The organism is Kluyvera sp. CRP (assembly GCF_019930565.1).
Classification (GTDB): Bacteria; Pseudomonadota; Gammaproteobacteria; order Enterobacterales; family Enterobacteriaceae; genus Kluyvera; species Kluyvera georgiana_A.
In genome coordinates this window covers 1,458,652-1,479,988 of record NZ_CP082841.1, presented here as the reverse complement: position 1 = coordinate 1,479,988, position 21,337 = coordinate 1,458,652, and the positions used below count along the sequence as shown (strand labels likewise).

The window sequence follows — 21,337 nt, the reverse complement described above, 5'->3', positions numbered from 1 at the left end:
CGGCATTGTTGCTGTGAATTAACCGCCGAGGTACGCGCTACGCACCGCTTCGTTCGCTAATAGCGCATCACCGGTATCGGATAGCACCACGTGGCCGTTTTCCAGCACATAACCGCGGTCGGCGAGCTTCAGCGCCTGGTTAGCGTTCTGCTCGACGAGGAAGATGGTCATACCCTGCTCGCGCAGCTGTTCGATGGTGTCGAAGATCTGCTGGATGATGATCGGCGCCAGCCCCAGAGAAGGTTCATCCAGCAGCAACAGGCGCGGCTGGCTCATCAACGCGCGGCCAATCGCCAGCATCTGCTGTTCGCCGCCGGACATGGTGCCCGCACGCTGGATTCGACGTTCATGCAGACGCGGGAACAGTTCGTAAACCCACTTGATGCGCTCCTGGAACTGATCGCGCTCGGCAAAGAAGCCCCCCATCGCCAGGTTCTCTTCCACCGTCATGCGCGAAAACACACGACGCCCTTCCGGCACGATCGCCACCGCTTCACGCATGATTTTCGCCGTCTGCCAGTCGGTAATGTCTTTATCATCAAAGACAATCCGCCCGCTGGTCGCGCGCGGGTCGCCGCACAGCGTGCCGAGCAGCGTGGTTTTACCCGCGCCGTTCGCCCCGATGAGCGTCACGATTTCACCCTGATTAATGTGCAGACTGACCTCGTGCAGCGCCTGAATTTTGCCGTAGTGGGCGCTGACTTTGTCGAACGATAACATCACTTTATCCATATTATGCCTCACCCAGATATGCGCGGATAACATCCGGGTTGTTGCGGATCTCTTCCGGCGTGCCGTTAGCCAACGGCGTGCCCTGGTTCACCACGTAGATACGGTCGGAAATGCCCATCACCAGCTTCATATCGTGCTCAATCAGCAGAATGGTGGTGTTGTGATGATTACGCAGTTCGGCAATCAGCTCGTCCAGCTCTTTGGTCTCTTTCGGGTTGAGGCCAGCGGCCGGTTCGTCGAGCATCAGGATTTCCGGCTGGGTCACCATACAGCGGGCAATCTCCAGACGACGCTGGTCGCCGTAGGCCAGGTTACTGGCCTGACGGTTGGCGTGCTCCAGCAGGCCGATACGCTCAAGCCAGGTGGCGGCGCGGTCCAGCGCTTCGCTTTGCGCGCGCTTGAACGACGGGGTTTTGAGCAGGCCGGAGAAGACGCCGGTTTTCAGCTGCTGATGTTGCGCCACCAGCAGGTTTTCAATCACCGTCATTTCGCGGAACAGACGCACGTGCTGGAAGGTGCGCACCACGCCCATGCGGGCGATTTGCTGGCCCGGCAGCCCTTCCAGGTGCTGGTCGCGCAGCATAATAGTGCCGCCGGTTGGCTTGTAGAAGCCGGTCAGGCAGTTAAAGACCGTGGTTTTCCCCGCGCCATTCGGGCCAATCAGGGAGACGATTTCCTGAGGATGCAGCTCCAACGCCACGTTGTTGACCGCCAGCAGGCCGCCAAAACGCATCATCAGGCCGTTAACGGATAATAATGGCTGACTCATGCCTGCTCTCCTTCTTTCGCTTGCCCGTTTTTCAGTTTCAGCTGTGGACGGGTCATCGGCAGAAGGCCCTGCGGACGCCAGATCATCATCAGTACCATCAGGCCGCCGAGCATCAACATGCTGTATTCGTTAAAGTCACGCATCAGCTCGCGCGACACAACCAGCAGAATCGCGGCGAGGATAACGGCAAACTGCGAGCCCATGCCGCCCAGCACCACAATTGCCAGCACGAAGGCCGACTCGGCAAAAGTGAAAGATTCCGGGCTGACAAAGCCCTGACGCGCGGCGAACAGCGTGCCGGCAAAACCGGCAAACGCGGCGCTGATGGTAAAGGCGGTCAGCTTGATGCGGGTTGGGCTTAAGCCCAGCGAGCGGCAGGCGATTTCATCTTCACGCAGCGCTTCCCACGCGCGGCCCAGCGGCATGCGCAGCAGGCGGTTAATCACGAACAGGCTCAGCACCACCAGCAGCAGCGCCACCAGGTAGAGGAAGATGACGCGATCGGACGGGTCGTACTTGACGTTAAAGAAGTTGCTGAAGGTGTCCCAGCCGCCTTCGCGCGCGCTGCGGCTGAACTCCAGGCCAAAGAAGGTCGGTTTTGGAATCTGACTGATGCCGTTCGGGCCGCCGGTGATTTCGGTGTTGTTGAGCAGCAGGATACGGACGATTTCGCCGAAGCCTAAGGTTACAATCGCCAGGTAGTCACCGCGCAGACGCAGTACCGGGAAGCCCAACAGGAAACCGGCAGCAGCAGAGACCAGCCCGGCGATTGGCAGACAGGTCCAGAAGCCGAGGCCGTAATAGTGGTTCAGCAGCGCGAAAGTGTAGGCGCCGATGGCATAGAAGCCGCCGTAGCCCAGCACCAGCAGGCCGGACAGCCCCACCACCACGTTCAGACCCAAGCCCAGAATAATATAAATCATGGTCAGGGTCGCGATATCGACCGTACCGCGCGAGACCATAAACGGCCACGCCACGGCAATCACCAGCAGCGCAATCAGGAACAGCTTTTGTTTGACCGTCGAGCCGTCAATCGCCGGCAGAATAAACTTCGGCCCGGAGACGCTCTTCAGCCCTTTCTGGAACAGAGGGCGCAGCAGCTGGAAGAAAAAGACCACCGCGGTGCCAATAAAGATCCACTGCCAGCGGATATCCGCCGCGCTGCCGACCACCAGCTTAGTGCCATCGAGCTGCAGCTGCACGCCCATAAAGACGCCCGCCAGGACGAAGAACATCGCCGCCGACAGCAGCGCCATCGCAAATTGCATCGGTTTCATACTTTCTCTACCTCCGGGCGGCCCAGAATACCGGTCGGCATCACCAGCAGTACCACGATCAGCAGCGCGAACGACACAACGTCTTTATATTCGGTGCTCAGGTATGCCGACGACAGCGCTTCCGCGATGCCGAGGATCAGCCCACCGATCATCGCCCCAGGAATACTGCCGATACCGCCGAGAACCGCGGCGGTGAAGGCTTTCATCCCGGCCATAAAGCCGATATACGGGTTAATCACGCCGTAGAACTGGCCGAGCAGCACGCCCGCCACCGCCGCCATTGCCGCGCCAATCACGAAGGTCAGCGCAATCACGCGGTCAGTGTTAATGCCGAGCAGGCTGGCCATTTTCAGGTCTTCCGCGCAGGCGCGACAGGCGCGGCCCATACGGGAGTAGCGAATGAACAGCGTCAGCGCCAGCATGGCAATAAAGGTCACAATCCAGATAACCAGCTGCATGGTGGTAATAGAGGCGGAGAAGTTATCGCTGCTGCCCACAATCCACTGACCGTTAAACAGGCTCGGCAACGCGATATCGCGCGAACCCTCGGTCAGGCTGACGTAGTTTTGCAGGAAGATAGACATCCCGATAGCGGAGATCAGCGCGATCAGACGCTTGGAGTTTCGCACCGGGCGATAGGCCACCCGTTCAATGCTCCAGCCGTAGGCGCTGGCAATGACAATCGCCCCGATAAAGCCCGCCGCCACCAGCAACCAGCTGGTGTCGATGCCCATCATCATCAGCGCAGCGATGATCATAAAGGAGACATAACTACCGATCATGTACACCTCGCCGTGGGCGAAGTTGATCATGCCGATAATCCCGTACACCATGGTGTAACCGATGGCGATCAGTGCATAGGTGCTTCCCAGCGTTACGCCGTTAAACATCTGCTGCACAAAGTAGAGAACCTGCTCTGACATAAATTAGCCTTTTGCTACCCCTGCGGATCTACGCCCGCCAGGGGGAAATGAAGGTTACTTCACCGCGGTGGATGAGCCATCGGCGTGCCACTGGAAGACGCCAAATTCAAAGCCTTTCAGATCGCCTTTGTCGTCCCAGCTCAGCGGCCCAATCACGGTTTTCGCGCCGTTTGCTTTTAAGTCTTTAATCAGCGCCTGAGGATCATCGCTGCCGGTACGTTCCATGGCGGTTGCCAGAGACTGTACGGCGGCGTAGGTGATCCACACATACGGACCGCTCGGATCTTTCTTCTGCGCTTTCAGGGCATCGACGATAGCGCTGTTTGCCGGATCCTGGTCATAGCGTTTTGGCATGGTAACCAACATGCCTTCCGCCGCATCGCCCGCGATGTTCGACAGCGAGGCGTTACCCACGCCTTCCGGCCCCATAAACTGCGTTTTCAGCCCTACGGCGCGCGCCTGACGCAGCATCTGGCCCATTTCCGGGTAGTAGCCGCCGTAGTAAACGAAGTCGATATTCTCTTTTTGCAGACGGGCAATCAGCGCGGAGAAGTCTTTTTCACCGGCGGTGATGCCATCGAAGAAGACGATATTGCCGCCGCCTTTTTTCAGCCCGTCCTGCACGGAGCGCGCCAGGCCTTCGCCGTACTGCTGTTTGTCATGAATGATGGCGATGCGTTGCGGCTTCACTTTATTGAGGATGTAGTTTGCCGCCGTCGGCCCCTGAGAGGAGTCCAGGCCCGCGGTACGCATGATGTACTGATAGCCGCGCTGGGTCAGTTCCGGGTTGGTCGCCCCCGGAGAGATCATCAGAATGCCTTCATCTTCATAAATATCGGAAGCAGGCTGTGTGGAAGAAGAACACAGGTGGCCGATGACATATTTAATGCCGTCGTTGACGATTTTGTTGGCCACCGCCACCGCTTGTTTCGGGTCGCAGGCGTCGTCGTACTCAACGCCCACCAGTTTGTCGCCCTTAATGCCGCCCTTCGCGTTGATATCCTTAATGGCCTGGCGCGCGCCGTTGAACTCCATGTCGCCCCACTGCGCGACCGGGCCGGACATCGCCCCGACAACCGCAACCTTGATATCGTCAGCAAAAGCCGCGTGAGACATAGCCAGCGCGATCATCCCTGCGATTACTGTTTTTGTATTCCTTTTCATACTTCGGGATCCTCATTCGTGATGTCGTGTTTACACGTCGTGGCGTGTATATATTTTGTAATTTAGTGGTTAAAAAGCATTCTGTACTTTTAATATACAACGCTATTTTTGCCATTATCTTTAATGGGTTAGCGCAGCTTTTTGGCTAAAAACAGACTAAATTCTCTATTTTTCAGTCTATTAAGGAAAGATAATATTCTGATTTTTGCCATAGATAAACAAAAAAAGTCCGTCACACAGCATAAAATAACGGCATAAAGAGCCGAATAAAACGCTGGTTTTTAGGTTAAAACTCTGTCTATTTTTCGATCCATACTGTTTCAAGCTGCCTATGTGAATATCGAAAAACGAATCACCTGTCTGCCAGGGCAAAAAAGAGAAAGCCTGCGGCAGAATAAATTGAGTACACTGACCGCCATTTTCGCGACTGGAGCCCACCGCCCATGAAATTGACCATCATTCGTTTAGAGACCTTTAGCGACCAGGACCGCATCTGCCTTGGCAAGATCTGGCCGGATCGTGTTCCCGCCGAATCAGCCCTCGACGATACTCACCGTTTGTATGCCGCCCGCTTTAACGAGCGCCTGCTGGCCGCCGTGCGCGTGACGCTGAGTGAACATCAGGGCGAGCTGCGCGATTTATGCGTGCGTGAAGTGACCCGCCGACGCGGCGTCGGGCAATATCTGCTGGAAGAGGTGATGCGCGATAACCCGCAGGTTAGCCGTTGGCTGCTCAGCAAAGCAGGCGCGGAAGAGAGTCTGGAAATGGCGGCGTTTGCCAAAGCGCTGGGCTTTACATCCAGGGAACAGGGCTGGGTGCGAGGGTAGTTTGAACCACTCGGTGTAGGCCGGATAAGCGCAGCGCCATCAGGCACTGCCGCATACATTGCCGGATGGTGGCGTACGCCTTATCCGTCCTACATTGAGAACGACTTACTTCGCGTCGGTCGCCGTACCGTTGGCGTGCCAGTTGAAAATGCCGAATTCGAAGCCTTTCAGGTCACCCTTCTCATCCCAGGACAGCGGGCCCATTACGGTATCCACGGTGCTTGCCTTGAGGAATTTGGCGATCTCAGCCGGATCGTCAGAGTGGTTCAGACCCGCCTGCAGAGATTGCAGCGCCGCGTAGGTGGTCCACACGAACGCACCGCTCGGATCCTGTTTCTTGGCTTTGATTGCGTCAACGATCGGTTTGTTCGCCGGAACCTGGTCATAGTTCTTCGGCTTGGTCACCAGCAGGCCTTCAGCAGATTCACCCGCGATGTTAGACAGCGACACGTTCGCTACCCCTTCCGGCCCCATGAACTGGGTTTTCAGGCCCGCAGCACGCGCCTGACGCAGGATCTGCCCCATTTCCGGGTGATAGCCGCCGAAGTAAACGAAGTCGATATTCTCTTTCTTCAGACGCGCCACCAGGGTGGAGAAATCTTTCTCGCCGGCGGTGATACCGTCAAAGAAGACCACGTTGGCGCCGCCTTTTTTCAGGCCGTCCTGCACTGCACGCGCCAGACCTTCGCCGTACTGCTGCTTGTCGTGCACGATAGCGATGCGCTGCGGCTTCACTTTATCGAGAATGTATTTCGCGGCGGTCGGGCCCTGGTCAGAGTCCAGACCGGTGGTGCGCAGAATCAGCTTATAGCCGCGCGCGGTCAGCTCCGGTGCCGTCGCCGCCGGGGTGATCATCAGAATGCCTTCGTCTTCATAGATGTCAGACGCTGGCTGAGTTGAAGAGGAGCACAGGTGGCCGATAACGTACTTAATGCCGTCGTTGACCACTTTGTTCGCTACCGCCACCGCCTGTTTCGGGTCGCAGGCATCGTCATATTTTACGATTTCCAGCTTGTTGCCCTTGATGCCGCCTTTGGCGTTAATATCGGCCACCGCTTGCGCCGCACCGCTGAACTCCTGATCGCCATACTGCGCAACCGGGCCAGACATCGCGCCAACGACAGCAACTTTAATATTTTCTGCTAATGCCATATTGCTGAATGCCAGTGCAATACATCCTGCCAGTAACGCTTTGCCCTTCATTTTCATCCTGAGGTTCCCCATTATTATGGTTATTGCAATTGTTGTGATGTTGTTGTTTAGCACATTATTCTTATATCAGACGCATGGTAAGTATAAGATATTAATATTAAGGGACGCTGCCTGTGCTTTTGCAGCATACTCTGCTAAAACATACCCCATTTTTATGGAATTGAAACGTTAATTTTGACGGATTTGTAACGCAAAAATGACAAAAAAAGCCACTCATCGGAGTGGCTTAAGGGATCAGGGGGAGTCAATTCATTCACTGAGAGCCCGACGAATCACCTCCAGCGCCTGCTGGAACTGTTTCTCAGGAATCGTGAGGGGGTAAAGGAAGCGAATCACGTTGCCGTACACACCGCAGCTCAGCAGTAGCACCCCTTCCGCCAGCGCGCGTTCCTGTACCAATTTGGTGAACTCCGGCGACGGCTCGCGGGTTTGCGGGTCGACAAACTCCACCGCCACCATCGAGCCCAGGCCGCGCACGTCGGCAATCGCCGGGCAGCTGTCGCGCAGGCTGTTGAGCACTTCAATCAGATGCTGGCCCAGATGATTGGCGCGGTTACACAGCGCTTCTTCTTCGATGACGTCCAGCACCGCATGCGCGGCGGCAATCGCCAGCGGGTTACCCGCATAGGTACCGCCCAGACCGCCGGGGGCCGGGGCGTCCATCACCTCGGCGCGACCCACTACGCCGGAGAGCGGGAAGCCGCCGGCCAGGCTTTTCGCCATGGTCATCAGATCCGGCTTCACGCTGTGGTGCTCCATGGCAAATAGCTTGCCGGTACGGGCAAAGCCAGTCTGCACTTCATCCGCAATCAGCAGAATGCCGTGGGTGTCGCACAGCGTACGCAGCGCCTGCATAAACTCGGGCGGCGCAACGTTGAAACCGCCCTCGCCCTGCACCGGCTCGATAATAATCGCCGCCACCTGATCCGGGGCGATGTCGGCTTTAAAAATATGGGTCAGGCTTTTGAGCGCCATGTCGACAGTGACGCCATGCGCCGCATTCGGGTACGTAGCGTGGTAAACCGACCCCGGGAACGGGCCGAAGCCGATTTTGTAGGGTGCCACTTTGCCGGTTAGCGCCATGGTCATAAAAGTACGCCCATGGAAGCCACCGCCAAAGGTAATCAGCCCCGGACGTTTGGTGTAGGCGCGGGCAATCTTCACCGCGTTTTCAACCGCTTCGGCCCCGGTGCTGAAGAACGCCGTTTTGGCATTGCCGGCAATGGGCGCCACGGCATTGATACGTTCTGCTAATGATACATAGCTTTCATAGGGAACAATCTGGTAGGCGGTATGGGTAAAGGCCTGAAGCTGGTTTTCCACCGCCACAATCACCTGCGGGTGGCGGTGACCGGTGTTGAGCACCGCGATCCCGGCGGCGAAATCAATATATTCATTGCCTTCAATATCCCACAGCGTGGCGTTCTCCGCGCGCTCCGCGTAGAAACCGCACATCACGCCGACGCCGCGCGGCGTCGCCTGTAAACGCCGATGATTCAGTGACTCGTTACTCACGGTAAACCCCCTGCCGTTAAAAGACGGAAAAATACATAGCGCTTATTTAGTCTTTGCCATCGACTTCATTCGCGCCAGCGATAAAAGGGAAATAAACAGAGGAAAGCGTGATGACGGTGGGATAAAAAAACAAAACCCCCGGACAGGCATCCAGGGGTTATCAGGGTAACGCGTTAACTGTCGTTATCAGGCTTCAATCGCCGCACGCAGTTTTTTCATCGCGTTCTTTTCAAGCTGACGTACACGTTCGGCAGAAACGCCGTAACGGTCAGCCAGTTCTTGCAGCGTGGACTTGTTGTCTTCGTCCAGCCAGCGGGCGCGGATGATGTCCTGGCTACGTTCGTCCAGGCCTTGCATCGCGTCGGTCAGCTTGTTGGCCGCCTGCTCTTCCCAGTTATCGTCTTCGATGCCGTCGGCAAAGTTGGACGATTTATCCTGCAGATAGAGCACCGGAGCAACGGAGTGGCTTTCAGACTCGTCGTCCGAAGACATATCAAACGCCATGTCCTGCGCCGCCATACGCGACTCCATCTCACGCACGTCTTTGCTGGAGACGCCCAGCTCGCGGGCCACCATCTCTACTTCATCCTGATTGAACCAGCCCAGACGCTGCTTGGTTTTACGCAGGTTGAAGAACAGCTTACGCTGTGCTTTGGTGGTCGCCACTTTAACGATACGCCAGTTACGCAGTACGTATTCGTGGATTTCCGCTTTGATCCAGTGCACCGCAAAGGAGACCAGACGAACGCCCACTTCCGGGTTAAAACGGCGCACCGCTTTCATCAGGCCGATGTTACCTTCCTGAATCAGGTCCGCCTGCGGCAGGCCATAGCCCGAGTAGTTACGAGCAATATGAACAACAAAGCGCAGGTGAGACAGGATCAGCGTTTTAGCTGCTTCCAGATCGCCCTGGTAATGCAGCCGTTCAGCAAGCGCCTTTTCTTCATCAGCCGTCAACATCGGCCATGCGTTCGCAGCCCGGATATAAGATTCCAGGTTACCAACAGGGGCTAACGCTAAATTTTGCATTTCTTTGGTCATTCAAATCCTCTCAATTCACTTCATACTGGCGGAGGCTTGTCCCCGAAGGCAACAAACATGCCAGGCTCTATGAGCAACGAGAATATCATCCGCTCTTTTATCAGACAGTGAGTTTATCCACAAGTTCCGTGCAACAGTGTGAATAAATTACGCACAAAATGTGACACGCGATAGTTGCGAGGGCAGAAAGATGGGGTTGAAAACACATCCCCTGCGAACGGAAGTCGTCGCAGGGGAAGAGTATAACAGAACTTTTTTAGTCGGGGGTAAAGTGACGTAAATGTTGTACCGTGGCAAGCCAGGCTGCCACCCAACCAATCATCGAGCACAGCAGCAGCAGCAACAGACACTCGTCAAACGACAGGCCGCTCAGTTCAAACTGGGTGCCGAAAACCCGCGCCACTTCGGTGACCGCCGATGACAAACGCATCACCAGAATCTCCGACAGGATCAGCGACAGAAACGCGCCGGCAAAGCCCAGCAGCGCTCCGCCGTACAGGAACGGCCGCAGGATAAAACCGTCGGTCGCGCCAATCAGCTTCTGCACGTTGATGGTATCACGACGGGCAAAAATGCTCAGGCGCACGCTGTTACCGATGACGAGGAATACCGCCGCCACCATCAGCACGCCAATCATCGCCGCCACGCGTCCCACCAGCCCGGTAATCGAGGCCAGACGGGCAAACCAGCTGTCGTCCATCCGCACTTCGTTAACGCCCTGAATCTGGGATACCCGGTCACGCAGCGTGTTCAGCGCGTCGGTGGTCTGGAAGTCAATTTTCGGAATCACCACCGCCACGGCGGGCAGCGGGTTCTCTTCCAGCATATCCAGCGCGCCGCCAAAGCCTGACCAATTGCGGAATTCACCCAGCGCCTCATCGCGGGAAAGGTAGTTCACCTTATCCACGCCCTGCTCGGCCTGAAGTTGGCCCACCACCTTCGCGGCCGCATCGTCATCCAGCGTTTTTTCCAGATAGACGGTGATCTGCGGCGACGGGTAGTACTGTGACGCCGCCGTATTGACGTTTTTGTACACCATGTAGCAGACGCTCGGCAGCGTCAGGGAGATAGCAATCACCATCACCGTCAGGAAGGTGGCGAACGGTTTGCTTTTCAGGTCCTGTAACGCGCCTTGCCACGCATAGCGCACCTGTTCGTTGAACACGTTGGTTTTGCGTGAATTCGGCTTTGTCGCAGGCTTCGGCCGTTTTGGCGCATTGCGGTTATCGCCGCCTTTACCGACGGATTGGCGAATCCTGTCCAGTCGCCCGCCAAACTGGCGAATCTGGTTGATGGCATCGCGCTTATTCATTCATCAGGCCTCCATGCAGATGGCCGTCGCTCAGCGTCAGCATGCGATAGGAACGACTGGAGATCAGCCCAATATCGTGCGTCGCCATCAGGACGGTCACCCCAACGCGGTTAAACTCTTCGAACAGTCGCAGAATGCCTTCCGACAGCGCATTATCCAGGTTACCGGTTGGTTCATCCGCCAGCAGTACCGCAGGCTTGTTCACCACCGCACGGGCAATACCGACACGTTGTTGTTCACCACCGGAGAGCTGAATCGGGAAGTTCTTCGCCTTATCCAGCAGCCCCACTTTATCCAGCGCCGCCGACACGCGGCGGCGGATATCGTCCGCGCTCGCGCCAGCAATAATCAGAGGGATCGCCACATTATCGAAAACGGTGCGGTCCATCAGCAGATGGTGATCCTGGAAAATCATGCCGATCTGGCGACGCAGGAACGGCACCTCACGGTTCTTCAGGCGGCTGATATCATGGCCGCCGAAGAAGATTTTCCCGGCGCTTGGCCGTTCAATCCCACAGATAAGCTTCAGCAGGGTACTTTTACCCGCGCCGGAGTGGCCGGTCAGAAATGCCATCTCGCCCGGCTGCAGGTGGAAAGTGACGCCCTGCAGCGCTTGTCTCCCGCCGAGATAGGCTTTGCTGACGTGTTCAAAGCGAATCATTGTTAGTCCTCTCGGGCAAAAAGTGCCTCAATAAAATCGCCCGCTTTAAACGGACGTAAGTCCTCTATACGCTCGCCGACGCCGATATAACGAATCGGAATGCCGAACTGATCCGCCACGGAGAATATCACCCCGCCTTTGGCGGTACCGTCGAGTTTAGTCAACGTAATGCCGGTCAGACCGACCGCTTCATGGAACAGTTTGGCCTGGCTGATCGCGTTCTGCCCGGTGCTGGCGTCAATGGTCAGCATCACTTCGTGCGGCGCATCAACGTCGAGTTTCTTCATCACACGGACAATTTTCTTCAGCTCTTCCATCAGGTGCGATTTGTTCTGCAAACGCCCGGCGGTATCAGCGATCAGTACATCGACGTTACGCGCTTTTGCCGCCTGGATAGCATCGAAAATGACCGAAGCAGAATCTGCGCCGGTGTGCTGCGCAATCACCGGAATGTTGTTGCGCTGGCCCCAAACCTGCAGCTGCTCAACCGCCGCCGCGCGGAAGGTATCGCCCGCCGCCAGCATCACGCTTTTACCCTGCTGTTCGAACTGACGCGCCAGCTTGCCGATGGTCGTGGTTTTACCCACGCCGTTAACGCCGACCATCAAAATAACGAATGGCGTTTTGCCTTCAATATTAAGTGGTTCATCCACTTTTGCGAGAATTTCACCCATCTCATCTTTCAGCAGGCCGTACAGCGCTTCCGCGTCGCGCAGCTGTTTACGGCTGGCGGTATCGGTCAGGCTGCTGATGATCTTACGGGTGGTTTCCACACCGACGTCGGCAATCAGCAGCTGTTCTTCCAGCTCTTCAAACAGATCGTCGTCGATTTTCTTGCCGCGGAACAGACTGATAAATCCGGAACCGAGATTTTCTTTCGTTTTCAGCAGGCTGCGTTTCAGGCGCGCGAAGAAGCCTTCTTTGGTCGGCTTTTCCTGTTCCTGCTGAGCGTCGTCGGCAGGCGTCTCTTCCACCGCCGCCTCTTCTTCGACGATTTCATCTTCAGACTGCGTCGCCAGCGCCTGCGCTTCCAGCTCTTCGTCGGTCAGCTCAGGTTCAATCGCTTCATCCTGCTCCGAAGGGGTCTCCTCGACCACTTCCGGTTGTTCTTCAACTACCGGCTCGATTTCTTCGACCACTTCCGGCTGTGCTTCAACAACCGGCTCGATTTCTTCGACCACTTCCGGCTGCGCTTCAACAACCGGCTCGATTTCCTCAACCGCTTCCGGCTGTGCTTCAACAACCGGCTCGATTTCTTCGACCACTTCCGGCTGCGCTTCAACAACCGGCTCGATTTCCTCAACCGCTTCCGGCTGTGCTTTTTCGCTTTCCGCAACCTGCTCGGTCACTTCCACGACTTCAGCCGCGAAAGCTTCACTCTCGGCAATCGTATGGGCGTCTTCAACGACCGGTGTCTCTTCTGCGATGATTTCCGGCTCGACAGCAGGCGTTTCCTCTATCGGCTGTGATTCAATTTTTTCTTCTGATTCAACAACCTGTTCCTGTTCTTTCTGCCCAAAGCCCAGCCAGGAAAAAAAGCCACGTTTTTTTTCTTTTGCCATTTGCAACCACACTCCCCGCTGTTTTTGATGGCGCCACTTCGCCATAATCGACGCGAAGGCTAAAATAATGATGAAATTAGTCGCTTAGTCTACCACTTAACTTCCCTGGCTTCACCGCTTTCACCCGGCTGAGCAGATCGCTAGAATAGCAGGCCGAAAGAGCGACCAGAGCAAGCAAATGAAAAAACCAACTTCCGGCGGCAGTGGCCAGATCCGCATTATTGGCGGGCAATGGCGAGGCCGTAAACTCCCTGTTCCTGATAGTCCGGGACTGCGCCCCACCACCGACCGGGTGCGCGAAACCTTATTCAACTGGCTGGCGCCGTCGATGGTCGATGCCCGTTGCCTGGACTGCTTTGCCGGCAGCGGCGCGCTGGGACTGGAAGCGCTCTCTCGCTACGCGGGTAGCGCCACGCTGCTTGAGATGGAGCGTCAGGTTGCCCAGCAGTTGCAAAAGAACCTCGCCACGCTGAAGGCGACGCACGGAAAAGTGGTAAATACGAATACGCTCGCATTCCTCAACCAGACCGGTACGCCGCACGATATTGTGTTTGTCGATCCGCCGTTCCGTAAAGGATTACTGGAAGAGACGTTACACTTGCTGGAGAGCAATGGCTGGCTGGCTAGTGACGCGTTAATCTACGTCGAAAGCGAAGTCGAAAACGGCCTGCCGCCGGTACCCGCCAGTTGGGATCTGCATCGGGAAAAAATCGCCGGTCAGGTGGCTTATCGTCTCTACCAACGTGAAGTACAGGGAGAAAAGGATGCTGATTAATCTGGGTCGTTTGTTGATGCTGTGCGTGTGGGCATTTCTGCTATTGAACCTGTTTCACCCGTTCCCGCGTCCGCTGAATATTTTCGTCAACGTCGCGCTGATCTTCATGGTGCTGATGCACGGTATGCAGATGGCGCTGCTGAAATCCACGCTGCCGAAAGACGGCCCGCAGATGACGCGCGGAGAACAAATTCGCATCTTCCTGTTTGGCGTGTTTGAACTGTTGGTGTGGCAGAAAAAAATTGGCGCCAGCCTGAAGAAAAAGTAACGACAGCCGGCCTGGTCATGCACCAGGCCGCGTTTTACTGGTCTGCCTTAAACTCAACGAAACGCGAGCCTTTGTAGCTCAGCGTGCCTTTGTCGCCCACCGTCAGCTGATGATACTGCGCCGCCTCGACGCGAAAGCTCACCTCCAGGCCGCCCTGCTCCGGCTTAAAGCTCACGTCATAGCGCATCTCGCTGCCCGCAGGCGCTACCGTTTGCTGACGTGAACGACGGTCATTCAGTACCTTCTCGCGCTTATTGCTCACCACCACTCGCTTTTGCATCAGCGGCGCGGCGTCGTTGTCCATCTTCTCGCGTCGTTGCTGCACGTAGCGAAACGAGGCTGCAACCACGATGACGGCCACCACCACGATGAAAAAAAGAGGCATTTTGCTCATTTCAGGTTCTCTTAAGAATTTACGCAAATCATAGTAAAGGGCGCGGTCAGCCATTGTCATCTGGTCATCCACGCTACTACACTGGACATTCAAGACTGGCTACACAGTACCCATTAATGATAACAGATACAGGGACTTAATATGCTTTGGTCGTTCATCGCCGTATTCTTCTCCGGCTGGCTCTATGTCGATGCCGCCTACCGTGGCCCCACCTGGCAACGCTGGGTGTTTAAACCTATCACACTCATTTTACTCTTGTTTCTCGCCTGGCAGGCGCCGATGTTTAACGCCATCAGCTACCTGGTGCTGGCAGGCCTGTGCGCCACGCTGGTCGGCGATGCGTTAACCCAGCTACCGCGCCAGCGCATGCTGTACGCCGTGGGAGCATTCTTCCTCTCCCACCTGCTGTATACCATCTGGTTTACGAGCCAGCTCACCTTCACCTTCTTCTGGCCGCTGCCGGTTGTACTGCTGGTGATTGGCGCGCTGTGGGTGGCGGTTATCTGGACGCGGCTGGAAGAGATGCGCCTGCCGGTGCTGGCCTTTATCGGCATGACGCTGGTGATGGTGTGGGTCGCGGGCGAGCAATGGTTCCTGCGGCCAACCGATACCGCCCTGTCCGGCTTCGTCGGCGCGGCGCTGCTGCTTATCGGCAACATCGTCTGGCAGATGAGCCACTATCGTCGCCGCTTCCGCGCCGATACGGCGATCTATGCCGCCTGTTACTTTGCCGGGCACTTCTTTATCGTTCGCGCGCTTTATCTGTAATTTCCTGCTTGACTCTGGAGTCGACTCCAGAGTGTATGCTGCGCTTAATGAGACAACGATCATTAACCGGAGGATACAATGTCGACTCCAGAGACGCAGGGCAAAAAAGCCCCACAGTTCTCCTCATTTAAACTTGCCCCCGCGCCACAGCCGCAGGAAGACTGCTGCTGCGACAGCCAGTGCGCAACCGCTGAAGCCGCGCCAGAAAGCGCGCTGGAAGCACGCTATAGCTGGGTCGTCAACGGCATGGACTGTGCCGCCTGCGCCCGCAAAGTAGAGACGGCCGCAAGCCAGGTTGCCGGAGTCAAACAGGCAAAAGTGCTGTTTGCCACCGAAAAACTGCTGGTCGAGGCCGATGAAGATATTCGTGCGCAGGTGGAAAAAGCGGTCACTGCCGCAGGCTACACGCTGCGCAGCGAAGATGAGCCGCAGCCCGAGGTTCCAGAATCCCGCCTGAAGGAAAACCTGCCGCTGATTGCGCTGGTCGTGATGATGGCAATCAGCTGGGGCCTGGAGCAGTTTAATCACCCCTTCGGCAATCTCGCGTTTATCGTCACCACGCTGGTTGGGCTATACCCCATCGCCCGCCAGGCGCTGCGCCTGATGAAAAGCGGCAGTTGGTTCGCGATTGAAACGCTGATGAGCGTCGCAGCCATCGGCGCGCTGTTTATCGGCGCTACGGCGGAAGCCGCGATGGTGCTGCTGCTGTTTTTAATCGGCGAACGGCTGGAAGGTTGGGCGGCAAACCGCGCTCGTCAGGGCGTTAGCGCGCTGATGGCGCTGAAGCCGGACACCGCCGTGCGCGTGCGCGATGGCCAGCGTGAAACCGTGGCGCAGAAAGATTTGCAGCCCGGCGATGTGATTGAAGTGGCTGCCGGTGGCCGCCTGCCGGCTGACGGCAAGCTGATCACCCCCTTCGCCAGCTTTGACGAAAGCGCATTAACCGGTGAGTCGATCCCCGTTGAGCGCAGCGCCGGAGAGAGCGTTCCGGCTGGCGCCACCAGCGCCGACCGTCTGGTACAGCTGAGCGTCATCTCCAAACCGGGTGACAGCGCGATTGACCGCATCCTGCGTCTGATTGAAGAGGCGGAAGAGCGTCGCGCGCCGATCGAGCGCTTTATCGACCGCTTCAGCCGTATCTATACCCCTGTGATTATGGCGATTGCGCTACTTGTCACGCTGGTGCCGCCGCTGCTGTTCTCCGCCTCGTGGGAGGAGTGGATCTACAAAGGGCTGACCCTGCTGCTAATCGGCTGCCCGTGCGCGCTGGTGATATCCACCCCGGCGGCGATTACCTCTGGCCTCGCCACCGCCGCACGCCACGGTGCGCTGATTAAGGGCGGCGCGGCGCTGGAGCAACTTGGCCTGATTCGCCAGATGGCGTTTGATAAAACCGGCACGCTGACCCTCGGTAAACCGCAGGTGACAGCCATTATCGCCACCGCTGAACTGAGCGAAGACGCATTGCTGGCACAGGCTGCATCCGTAGAGCAAGGCTCCACGCATCCGCTGGCACAGGCGGTGGTGCGTGAGGCGCAACAGCGGAATTTGGCCATCCCGCAGGCAACCGCGCAGCGAACGCTGGTGGGCTCGGGCATTGAAGCGGAAGTAGAGGGTCAGCGCATCGTTATCTGCGCCGCAGGCAAATTCCCGGCCGAAGCGCACCTGGCGCAGATTCAGCAGTTAGAAAATGAGGGTAATACCGTTGTGCTGGTCACCCGCGACGACACGCTGCTGGGCATTCTGGCGCTGCGCGATACGGTACGCAAAGAGGCTCGCGAAGCGATTGATGGCTTGCGCGAATTGGGTATTCAGGGCGTGATTCTGACCGGCGATAACCCACGCGCCGCGAAAGCGATTGCCGATGAGCTGGGCATGACTTACCGCGCTAACCTGCTGCCTGCGGATAAGGTGAAAGAAGTCACCGCGCTGAACGTGCAGGGCCCACTGGCGATGGTTGGCGATGGCATCAACGATGCCCCGGCGATGAAGGCGGCGGCAATGGGGATTGCGATGGGTAGCGGCACCGATGTGGCGCTGGAAACCGCCGACGCCGCGCTCACCCACAACCGTCTGACCGGGCTGGTGCAGATGGTTCGCCTGGCGCGCGCTACTCACGCCAACGTGCGGCAAAATATCGCCATTGCGCTGGGGCTGAAGGGGATTTTCCTCGTCACCACGCTGCTGGGCATGACCGGGCTGTGGCTGGCGGTGCTGGCGGATACCGGCGCAACCGTACTGGTGACGCTGAACGCGCTGCGGCTACTGCGCAGAAAGTAGCGAGCCAACCCGGCCTACCGCTGTAGGCCGGGTTGCACCCTGAACGCTTACTCGTTAATCGCCTCAAGAATCACCAGCTGGTCGCTCACCAATTTCTTCGCTGCTGGTGAGCTTGCCGCCGCAAGCTCTGCCTGCAAGGCCGCCTGCTTTTGCTTCTTCGCCTGTGGGTCGCTAAACAGCAGCGCCTTCACATTGAACGACGCCACGTTGCTATAGCGTCCATCGTCGCTCATCGGCACGCTGATTTTGCCGTCATTCAGCAGCTTTTCGACGATCTTACGTTCACGATCGTAACCTTCGAGCCCAACCAGCTGCCAGCGCTGTACCGCCTGCCCCTGATAGTGACCTTTTTTCACCTCCGTCAGGTAGCGGATGGTCAGATTGCGGATGGTGCCCGCCTCTTCGCCATATTCCGCCTTGCTATCCGACAGTACCGGGAACTGCATACCTTCCAGCACGCCGCCTTTTTGCGTCAGGTGACCCATGCGGTAGCTGTTCATCCCGAGACGAATTGGCGTGCTGTCGGTCACTGGCGTACCATCCGCCATGTGCAGATCGCGAATACGCTGCCCGGCAGGCTGGCGCAGGTCAATCTTGTAGGTTACGCCGTCGAAGAAATCGTTGGTGGAATATTTAGACGCCCGGCGCTGCGGGTTAAAGCTGTAGGTGACGTCACCATCATGCAGCTGATTGAAGTAACCCGCCGACCACTCCATGTACTTTTTCAGCTCTTTGCCGGTCAACTGATACACGGTAATTTCGCCGCCCGCATACTGATAGTTAAAGGCGATATCTTTTGCCGTAATGGTGCCCACATTCAGTTTGGGTCGGTCGTTATCAATTTGCAGGGCAATCACCTGCGCCTTCGGCGCATAGTAGCGGCTGGCTTCCTGATACAGCTTGCTGATACCAGTGTCCTGAATATGGACCTGCGGAATGCCTTTCACCGCATCCGGCGGCACCAGATCCTGGCCAGTCAGTTGCGCGATCGGCCGATTGGCGTTGGCGCGCAGGATTGTGTGGTACGGCTGATAGACCTCTTCCAGCGCCTTGTCTGACGCCATGCCTTTGATGGAATAGGTATAACTGTCTTTGTTGATCAGCACATATTTGCCGTTGTGCTGCTCAAACTGCAGGTCGATACGCGACAGCGCGCGGCCGTATTTATCCGGTTCGGTCACGATGACGCCGTTAATCACCTCTTTATCGACCTTCACGTGCATATGCCCGGCGACGATGGCCGCCAGCTCAGGGTTAGCGCGCGCAATATCCCCGACGCCGGTCCCCGGGCGCTGGTTCTCGTTATCGATCCCCATGTGCGCCACCAGCACTATGGCATCCACCTCACCCTGAATCTGCTGGATGGTTTGCTTCACCGCCTGTACCGGGTCGGTAAAGTTAAGCCCTTTGACGCGGTCGGTGCCTTTAGCGAACTCAGCGGTCATCGGCGTATCCATACCGATAATGCCGATCTTCACTCCCTGACGTTCAATGATTTTATACGCAGGCAGATAAGGTTTGCCGCTGTCCCACAGAATATTGCCGGCCAGCGCCGAGCCTTTAAACTGGTTCAGCGAGGTCGACAGCGACGTCAGGCCAAAGTCGAACTCATGGTTGCCCATCACCCAGACGTCATAGTCCAGGGCGTTAAACCCGAGGATCATCGGGCTGGTTTTGTCGTTTTTGAAGGTTTCGACAAAGTTGCCCTGAATGGTGTCGCCCGCGTCGACCAGGATGACGTTCGGCTGCTGACTGCGCACTTCGCGCACCTGCGTCGCAATCTGGCTCAGGCTGCCCGCCAGATTTTCGGTATCCGTCGAGTAATCCCAGGGGACGAAGGTGCCATGGAGATCGGAAGTGCCCAGAATCGTGATATTGACCGGTTCAGCCATCGCCGTAGAGGTACCTAAACAAAGCAGCAGTGCTAAGAGTGATTTTTTCATTGTTATTTGTGGTGCCGGAAGGGAAATGAGGGGAAATTATGCGATTCACATCAATAATTTGGCCAGAGGCTTTACAGGGTAAACAATAAAACTGAGAGGCAGTTCAAGGTTAGGCGGGCTAGCGGAAGGGAAATGGCGGCCACGGTTTGAAAACAGTCCGGGTAAGGCCGCCGTTCGCGATTAATGGCTCTTGCGCAGCAAATACTGATACGGCAGCGACGCGGTCTGCTGGGCAATCAGCTCATGTTCCATAAAGCGGCAAAAGCCGGGAATATCGCGCGTGGTGGCGGGATCGTCGGCGATAATCAGCAACGTTTCACCCACCGGCATCGTGCGTACGGTTTTACGCACCATCATTACCGGCTCCGGGCAGCGCAGCCCTTGCGCGTCTAAGGTATGGTCGGGGCTGGAGAACAAATCGGTCATTATCATCTCGTCATCATAAAAATCGCGCCTAGTTTACGCCGACGGCGCAACGACGCAACCAGGTTAACGATTGCGCGAAAAACAACCATTGCAATGACGCACGAAAGCAGTATCATTCCGCCCCTGCAATGGGTTTGCAGTTTATTGGGTTCCCTCACCCCAACCACTAAAAAGGTACAATATGACTCCCTTTACCTCCATACAGCGCCGCCATGCGCTGGTCTGGCTATCGCTATTCCATCTGCTGGTGATCACCTCCAGCAACTATCTGGTGCAGCTGCCGGTAACGATTTTCGGCTTCCACACCACCTGGGGCGCGTTTAGCTTTCCGTTTATTTTCCTCGCCACCGATCTCACCGTGCGCATTTTTGGCGCGCCGCTGGCTCGACGTATTGTCTTTGCGGTGATGATCCCGGCGCTGATGATCTCCTACGTGATTTCATCGCTGTTTTATATGGGCCAATGGCAGGGTTTTGGCGCGCTCGCGCACTTTAACCTGTTCGTCGCCCGTATCGCCGCCGCGAGCTTTATGGCCTATGCGCTGGGGCAGATCCTTGACGTTCACGTGTTCAACCGCCTGCGCCAGAACCGTCGCTGGTGGCTTGCGCCGACGGCTTCCACGCTGTTTGGCAACATCAGCGATACGCTGGCGTTCTTCTTCATTGCCTTCTGGCGCAGCACCGACCCGTTTATGGCCGACCACTGGGTGGAAATCGCCCTCGTCGACTACTGCTTTAAAGTGCTTATCAGCATTATTTTCTTCCTGCCGATGTACGGCGTACTGCTGAATATGCTATTGAAAAGGCTGGCAGATAAATCTGATTTGTCAGCAATGCAGCCAGGTTAAAGGTTCATTTGACGGGTTGTGTTAAGATAGGCGGATGAGCCGTTTATGGCTATTTAGCGAAAGGAAGAAGTCAATGCGCAAATTGGTGAAATATGTTGGTATTGGCCTGCTGGTGATGGGGCTTGCCGCCTGCGACAACAGCGATACCAGCACGCCGGCACAGGGTTCGGCAGCCGCCAGCGATGCTGCGGGTCAGTCGATTAACCTGCTGGACGGTAAGCTGAGCTTCACGCTGCCTGCCGGGATGACCGACCAGAGCGGTAAACTGGGCACCCAGAGCAACAACATGCATGTCTACTCGGATGCCACTGGCCAGAAAGCGATCATTGTTATCGTTGGCGATAGCACCAATGAAGAGCTGTCCGTGCTGGCAAATCGTCTGGAAGAACAACAGCGTAGCCGCGACCCGCAGCTACAGGTGGTGACCAACAAATCCATCGAGATGAAAGGCCACACGCTGCAGCAGCTTGATAGCATCATCTCTGCCAAAGGGCAGACCGCTTACTCTTCCGTAGTACTGGGCAAAATCGACAACAAACTGCTGACACTGCAGGTGACGCTGCCAGCGGACAACCAGCAACAGGCGCAGGCTGATGCTGAGAAAATCATTAATACGCTGGTCATCAACTAATTTCGCTTGA

At 56.7% G+C, this 21,337-nt stretch carries 21 protein-coding genes; 7 read left to right on the top strand and 14 right to left on the bottom strand.

Annotated features, from left to right (window positions below; translation table 11 throughout):
- Nucleotides 1–18: 18 nt before the first annotated feature.
- The 5 genes from livF to livK are packed head-to-tail and all read right to left on the bottom strand — an operon-like array spanning nt 19 to nt 4,865.
- The gene (livF, locus tag K7B04_RS06870) at nt 19–732 is read right to left on the bottom strand and encodes a high-affinity branched-chain amino acid ABC transporter ATP-binding protein LivF (protein ID WP_064541380.1); all 714 of its coding nucleotides are present in this window, start codon (nt 730–732) and stop codon (nt 19–21) included.
- A gap of 1 nt (nt 733) precedes the next feature.
- Nucleotides 734–1,501, bottom strand: coding sequence for a high-affinity branched-chain amino acid ABC transporter ATP-binding protein LivG (gene livG / locus K7B04_RS06865; RefSeq protein WP_035892174.1), 768 nt, complete (start codon nt 1,499–1,501; stop codon nt 734–736).
- A complete protein-coding gene (livM, locus tag K7B04_RS06860) occupies nt 1,498–2,778 on the bottom strand; it encodes a branched chain amino acid ABC transporter permease LivM (RefSeq protein WP_064541378.1) in 1,281 nt (426 codons plus the stop codon). The genes livG and livM overlap by 4 nt, the downstream gene beginning before the upstream one ends.
- Complete coding sequence (gene livH, locus K7B04_RS06855; protein ID WP_064541376.1) at nt 2,775–3,701, bottom strand: high-affinity branched-chain amino acid ABC transporter permease LivH; 927 nt, start codon at nt 3,699–3,701, stop codon at nt 2,775–2,777. Before livH ends, livM begins: the two co-directional genes overlap by 4 nt.
- A 54-nt stretch (nt 3,702–3,755) precedes the next feature.
- Complete coding sequence (gene livK, locus K7B04_RS06850) at nt 3,756–4,865, bottom strand: high-affinity branched-chain amino acid ABC transporter substrate-binding protein LivK (protein WP_163446764.1); 1,110 nt, start codon at nt 4,863–4,865, stop codon at nt 3,756–3,758.
- Between the two features lie 443 nt (nt 4,866–5,308).
- Here livK and panM point away from each other — a divergent pair, with 443 nt between their 5' ends.
- Nucleotides 5,309–5,692 (top strand): aspartate 1-decarboxylase autocleavage activator PanM, encoded by a 384-nt coding sequence (panM, locus tag K7B04_RS06845; RefSeq protein WP_163446766.1) that lies wholly within the window; start codon nt 5,309–5,311, stop codon nt 5,690–5,692.
- A 105-nt stretch (nt 5,693–5,797) separates the two neighbouring features.
- On the opposite strand, the gene livJ is transcribed toward panM, so the two are convergent.
- The 6 genes from livJ to ftsY all read right to left on the bottom strand — a co-directional run bounded on the left by livJ (nt 5,798) and on the right by ftsY (nt 12,995).
- Entirely contained in the window at nt 5,798–6,901 is a 1,104-nt protein-coding gene (gene livJ, locus K7B04_RS06840) for a branched chain amino acid ABC transporter substrate-binding protein LivJ (protein WP_100249924.1), read from the bottom strand.
- Between the two features lie 252 nt (nt 6,902–7,153).
- Complete coding sequence (locus K7B04_RS06835) at nt 7,154–8,419, bottom strand: 4-aminobutyrate--2-oxoglutarate transaminase (protein WP_223803741.1); 1,266 nt, start codon at nt 8,417–8,419, stop codon at nt 7,154–7,156.
- 186 nt (nt 8,420–8,605) lie between these two features.
- Nucleotides 8,606–9,460, bottom strand: a complete 855-nt coding sequence (gene rpoH, locus K7B04_RS06830) for an RNA polymerase sigma factor RpoH (RefSeq protein ID WP_064541362.1) — start codon at nt 9,458–9,460, stop codon at nt 8,606–8,608.
- A 256-nt stretch (nt 9,461–9,716) separates the two neighbouring features.
- On the bottom strand, nt 9,717–10,772 hold the full coding sequence (gene ftsX, locus K7B04_RS06825) for a permease-like cell division protein FtsX (RefSeq protein WP_064541359.1): 1,056 nt from the start codon (nt 10,770–10,772) through the stop codon (nt 9,717–9,719).
- Complete coding sequence (gene ftsE / locus K7B04_RS06820; protein ID WP_064541355.1) at nt 10,765–11,433, bottom strand: cell division ATP-binding protein FtsE; 669 nt, start codon at nt 11,431–11,433, stop codon at nt 10,765–10,767. The genes ftsX and ftsE overlap by 8 nt, the downstream gene beginning before the upstream one ends.
- Before the next feature lie 2 nt (nt 11,434–11,435).
- Nucleotides 11,436–12,995, bottom strand: coding sequence for a signal recognition particle-docking protein FtsY (gene ftsY / locus K7B04_RS06815; RefSeq protein WP_163446770.1), 1,560 nt, complete (start codon nt 12,993–12,995; stop codon nt 11,436–11,438).
- 178 nt (nt 12,996–13,173) lie between these two features.
- Here ftsY and rsmD point away from each other — a divergent pair, with 178 nt between their 5' ends.
- Nucleotides 13,174–13,770 (top strand): 16S rRNA (guanine(966)-N(2))-methyltransferase, encoded by a 597-nt coding sequence (gene rsmD / locus K7B04_RS06810; protein ID WP_163446772.1) that lies wholly within the window; start codon nt 13,174–13,176, stop codon nt 13,768–13,770.
- Nucleotides 13,760–14,038, top strand: a complete 279-nt coding sequence (locus K7B04_RS06805; RefSeq protein ID WP_064541345.1) for a DUF1145 family protein — start codon at nt 13,760–13,762, stop codon at nt 14,036–14,038. Before rsmD ends, K7B04_RS06805 begins: the two co-directional genes overlap by 11 nt.
- A gap of 34 nt (nt 14,039–14,072) precedes the next feature.
- Here the strand turns inward: K7B04_RS06805 and K7B04_RS06800 are convergent, their stop codons facing one another.
- Nucleotides 14,073–14,432 carry a DUF2500 domain-containing protein gene (locus K7B04_RS06800; protein WP_163446774.1) on the bottom strand — a complete coding sequence of 120 codons (360 nt, stop codon included), beginning with the start codon at nt 14,430–14,432 and terminating at the stop codon, nt 14,073–14,075.
- A gap of 141 nt (nt 14,433–14,573) precedes the next feature.
- Between K7B04_RS06800 and K7B04_RS06795 the strand changes: the two genes are divergently transcribed.
- Nucleotides 14,574–15,200 carry a lysoplasmalogenase gene (locus K7B04_RS06795; protein WP_163446776.1) on the top strand — a complete coding sequence of 209 codons (627 nt, stop codon included), beginning with the start codon at nt 14,574–14,576 and terminating at the stop codon, nt 15,198–15,200.
- A gap of 78 nt (nt 15,201–15,278) precedes the next feature.
- A complete protein-coding gene (gene zntA, locus K7B04_RS06790; RefSeq protein WP_163446778.1) occupies nt 15,279–17,480 on the top strand; it encodes a Zn(II)/Cd(II)/Pb(II) translocating P-type ATPase ZntA in 2,202 nt (733 codons plus the stop codon).
- A 47-nt stretch (nt 17,481–17,527) separates the two neighbouring features.
- Here zntA and K7B04_RS06785 read toward each other — a convergent pair whose 3' ends face one another.
- Together K7B04_RS06785 and tusA are read right to left on the bottom strand one after the other, a co-directional pair.
- Entirely contained in the window at nt 17,528–19,423 is a 1,896-nt protein-coding gene (locus K7B04_RS06785) for a 5'-nucleotidase C-terminal domain-containing protein (RefSeq protein ID WP_223803740.1), read from the bottom strand.
- Between the two features lie 180 nt (nt 19,424–19,603).
- Complete coding sequence (gene tusA / locus K7B04_RS06780; RefSeq protein ID WP_163446782.1) at nt 19,604–19,849, bottom strand: sulfurtransferase TusA; 246 nt, start codon at nt 19,847–19,849, stop codon at nt 19,604–19,606.
- Between the two features lie 181 nt (nt 19,850–20,030).
- Between tusA and K7B04_RS06775 the strand changes: the two genes are divergently transcribed.
- Both K7B04_RS06775 and K7B04_RS06770 read left to right on the top strand, forming a co-directional pair.
- A complete protein-coding gene (locus K7B04_RS06775) occupies nt 20,031–20,696 on the top strand; it encodes a 7-cyano-7-deazaguanine/7-aminomethyl-7-deazaguanine transporter (RefSeq protein WP_163446784.1) in 666 nt (221 codons plus the stop codon).
- A gap of 73 nt (nt 20,697–20,769) precedes the next feature.
- Nucleotides 20,770–21,327, top strand: coding sequence for a DcrB family lipoprotein (locus tag K7B04_RS06770; protein ID WP_065356415.1), 558 nt, complete (start codon nt 20,770–20,772; stop codon nt 21,325–21,327).
- Nucleotides 21,328–21,337: the final 10 nt, after the last annotated feature.

Excerpts from the sequence above, each read along its gene's own strand:
- livF (WP_064541380.1), bottom strand. The coding sequence starts at position 732 with ATGGATAAAGTGATGTTATCGTTCGACAAAGTCAGCGCCCACTACGGC.
- livG (WP_035892174.1), bottom strand. The coding sequence starts at position 1,501 with ATGAGTCAGCCATTATTATCCGTTAACGGCCTGATGATGCGTTTTGGC.
- livM (WP_064541378.1), bottom strand. The coding sequence starts at position 2,778 with ATGAAACCGATGCAATTTGCGATGGCGCTGCTGTCGGCGGCGATGTTC.
- livH (WP_064541376.1), bottom strand. The coding sequence starts at position 3,701 with ATGTCAGAGCAGGTTCTCTACTTTGTGCAGCAGATGTTTAACGGCGTA.
- livK (WP_163446764.1), bottom strand. The coding sequence starts at position 4,865 with ATGAAAAGGAATACAAAAACAGTAATCGCAGGGATGATCGCGCTGGCT.
- panM (WP_163446766.1), top strand. The coding sequence starts at position 5,309 with ATGAAATTGACCATCATTCGTTTAGAGACCTTTAGCGACCAGGACCGC.
- livJ (WP_100249924.1), bottom strand. The coding sequence starts at position 6,901 with ATGAAAATGAAGGGCAAAGCGTTACTGGCAGGATGTATTGCACTGGCA.
- rpoH (WP_064541362.1), bottom strand. The coding sequence starts at position 9,460 with ATGACCAAAGAAATGCAAAATTTAGCGTTAGCCCCTGTTGGTAACCTG.
- ftsX (WP_064541359.1), bottom strand. The coding sequence starts at position 10,772 with ATGAATAAGCGCGATGCCATCAACCAGATTCGCCAGTTTGGCGGGCGA.
- ftsE (WP_064541355.1), bottom strand. The coding sequence starts at position 11,433 with ATGATTCGCTTTGAACACGTCAGCAAAGCCTATCTCGGCGGGAGACAA.
- ftsY (WP_163446770.1), bottom strand. The coding sequence starts at position 12,995 with ATGGCAAAAGAAAAAAAACGTGGCTTTTTTTCCTGGCTGGGCTTTGGG.
- rsmD (WP_163446772.1), top strand. The coding sequence starts at position 13,174 with ATGAAAAAACCAACTTCCGGCGGCAGTGGCCAGATCCGCATTATTGGC.
- K7B04_RS06805 (WP_064541345.1), top strand. The coding sequence starts at position 13,760 with ATGCTGATTAATCTGGGTCGTTTGTTGATGCTGTGCGTGTGGGCATTT.
- K7B04_RS06800 (WP_163446774.1), bottom strand. The coding sequence starts at position 14,432 with ATGAGCAAAATGCCTCTTTTTTTCATCGTGGTGGTGGCCGTCATCGTG.
- K7B04_RS06795 (WP_163446776.1), top strand. The coding sequence starts at position 14,574 with ATGCTTTGGTCGTTCATCGCCGTATTCTTCTCCGGCTGGCTCTATGTC.
- zntA (WP_163446778.1), top strand. The coding sequence starts at position 15,279 with ATGTCGACTCCAGAGACGCAGGGCAAAAAAGCCCCACAGTTCTCCTCA.
- K7B04_RS06785 (WP_223803740.1), bottom strand. The coding sequence starts at position 19,423 with ATGAAAAAATCACTCTTAGCACTGCTGCTTTGTTTAGGTACCTCTACG.
- tusA (WP_163446782.1), bottom strand. The coding sequence starts at position 19,849 with ATGACCGATTTGTTCTCCAGCCCCGACCATACCTTAGACGCGCAAGGG.
- K7B04_RS06775 (WP_163446784.1), top strand. The coding sequence starts at position 20,031 with ATGACTCCCTTTACCTCCATACAGCGCCGCCATGCGCTGGTCTGGCTA.
- K7B04_RS06770 (WP_065356415.1), top strand. The coding sequence starts at position 20,770 with ATGCGCAAATTGGTGAAATATGTTGGTATTGGCCTGCTGGTGATGGGG.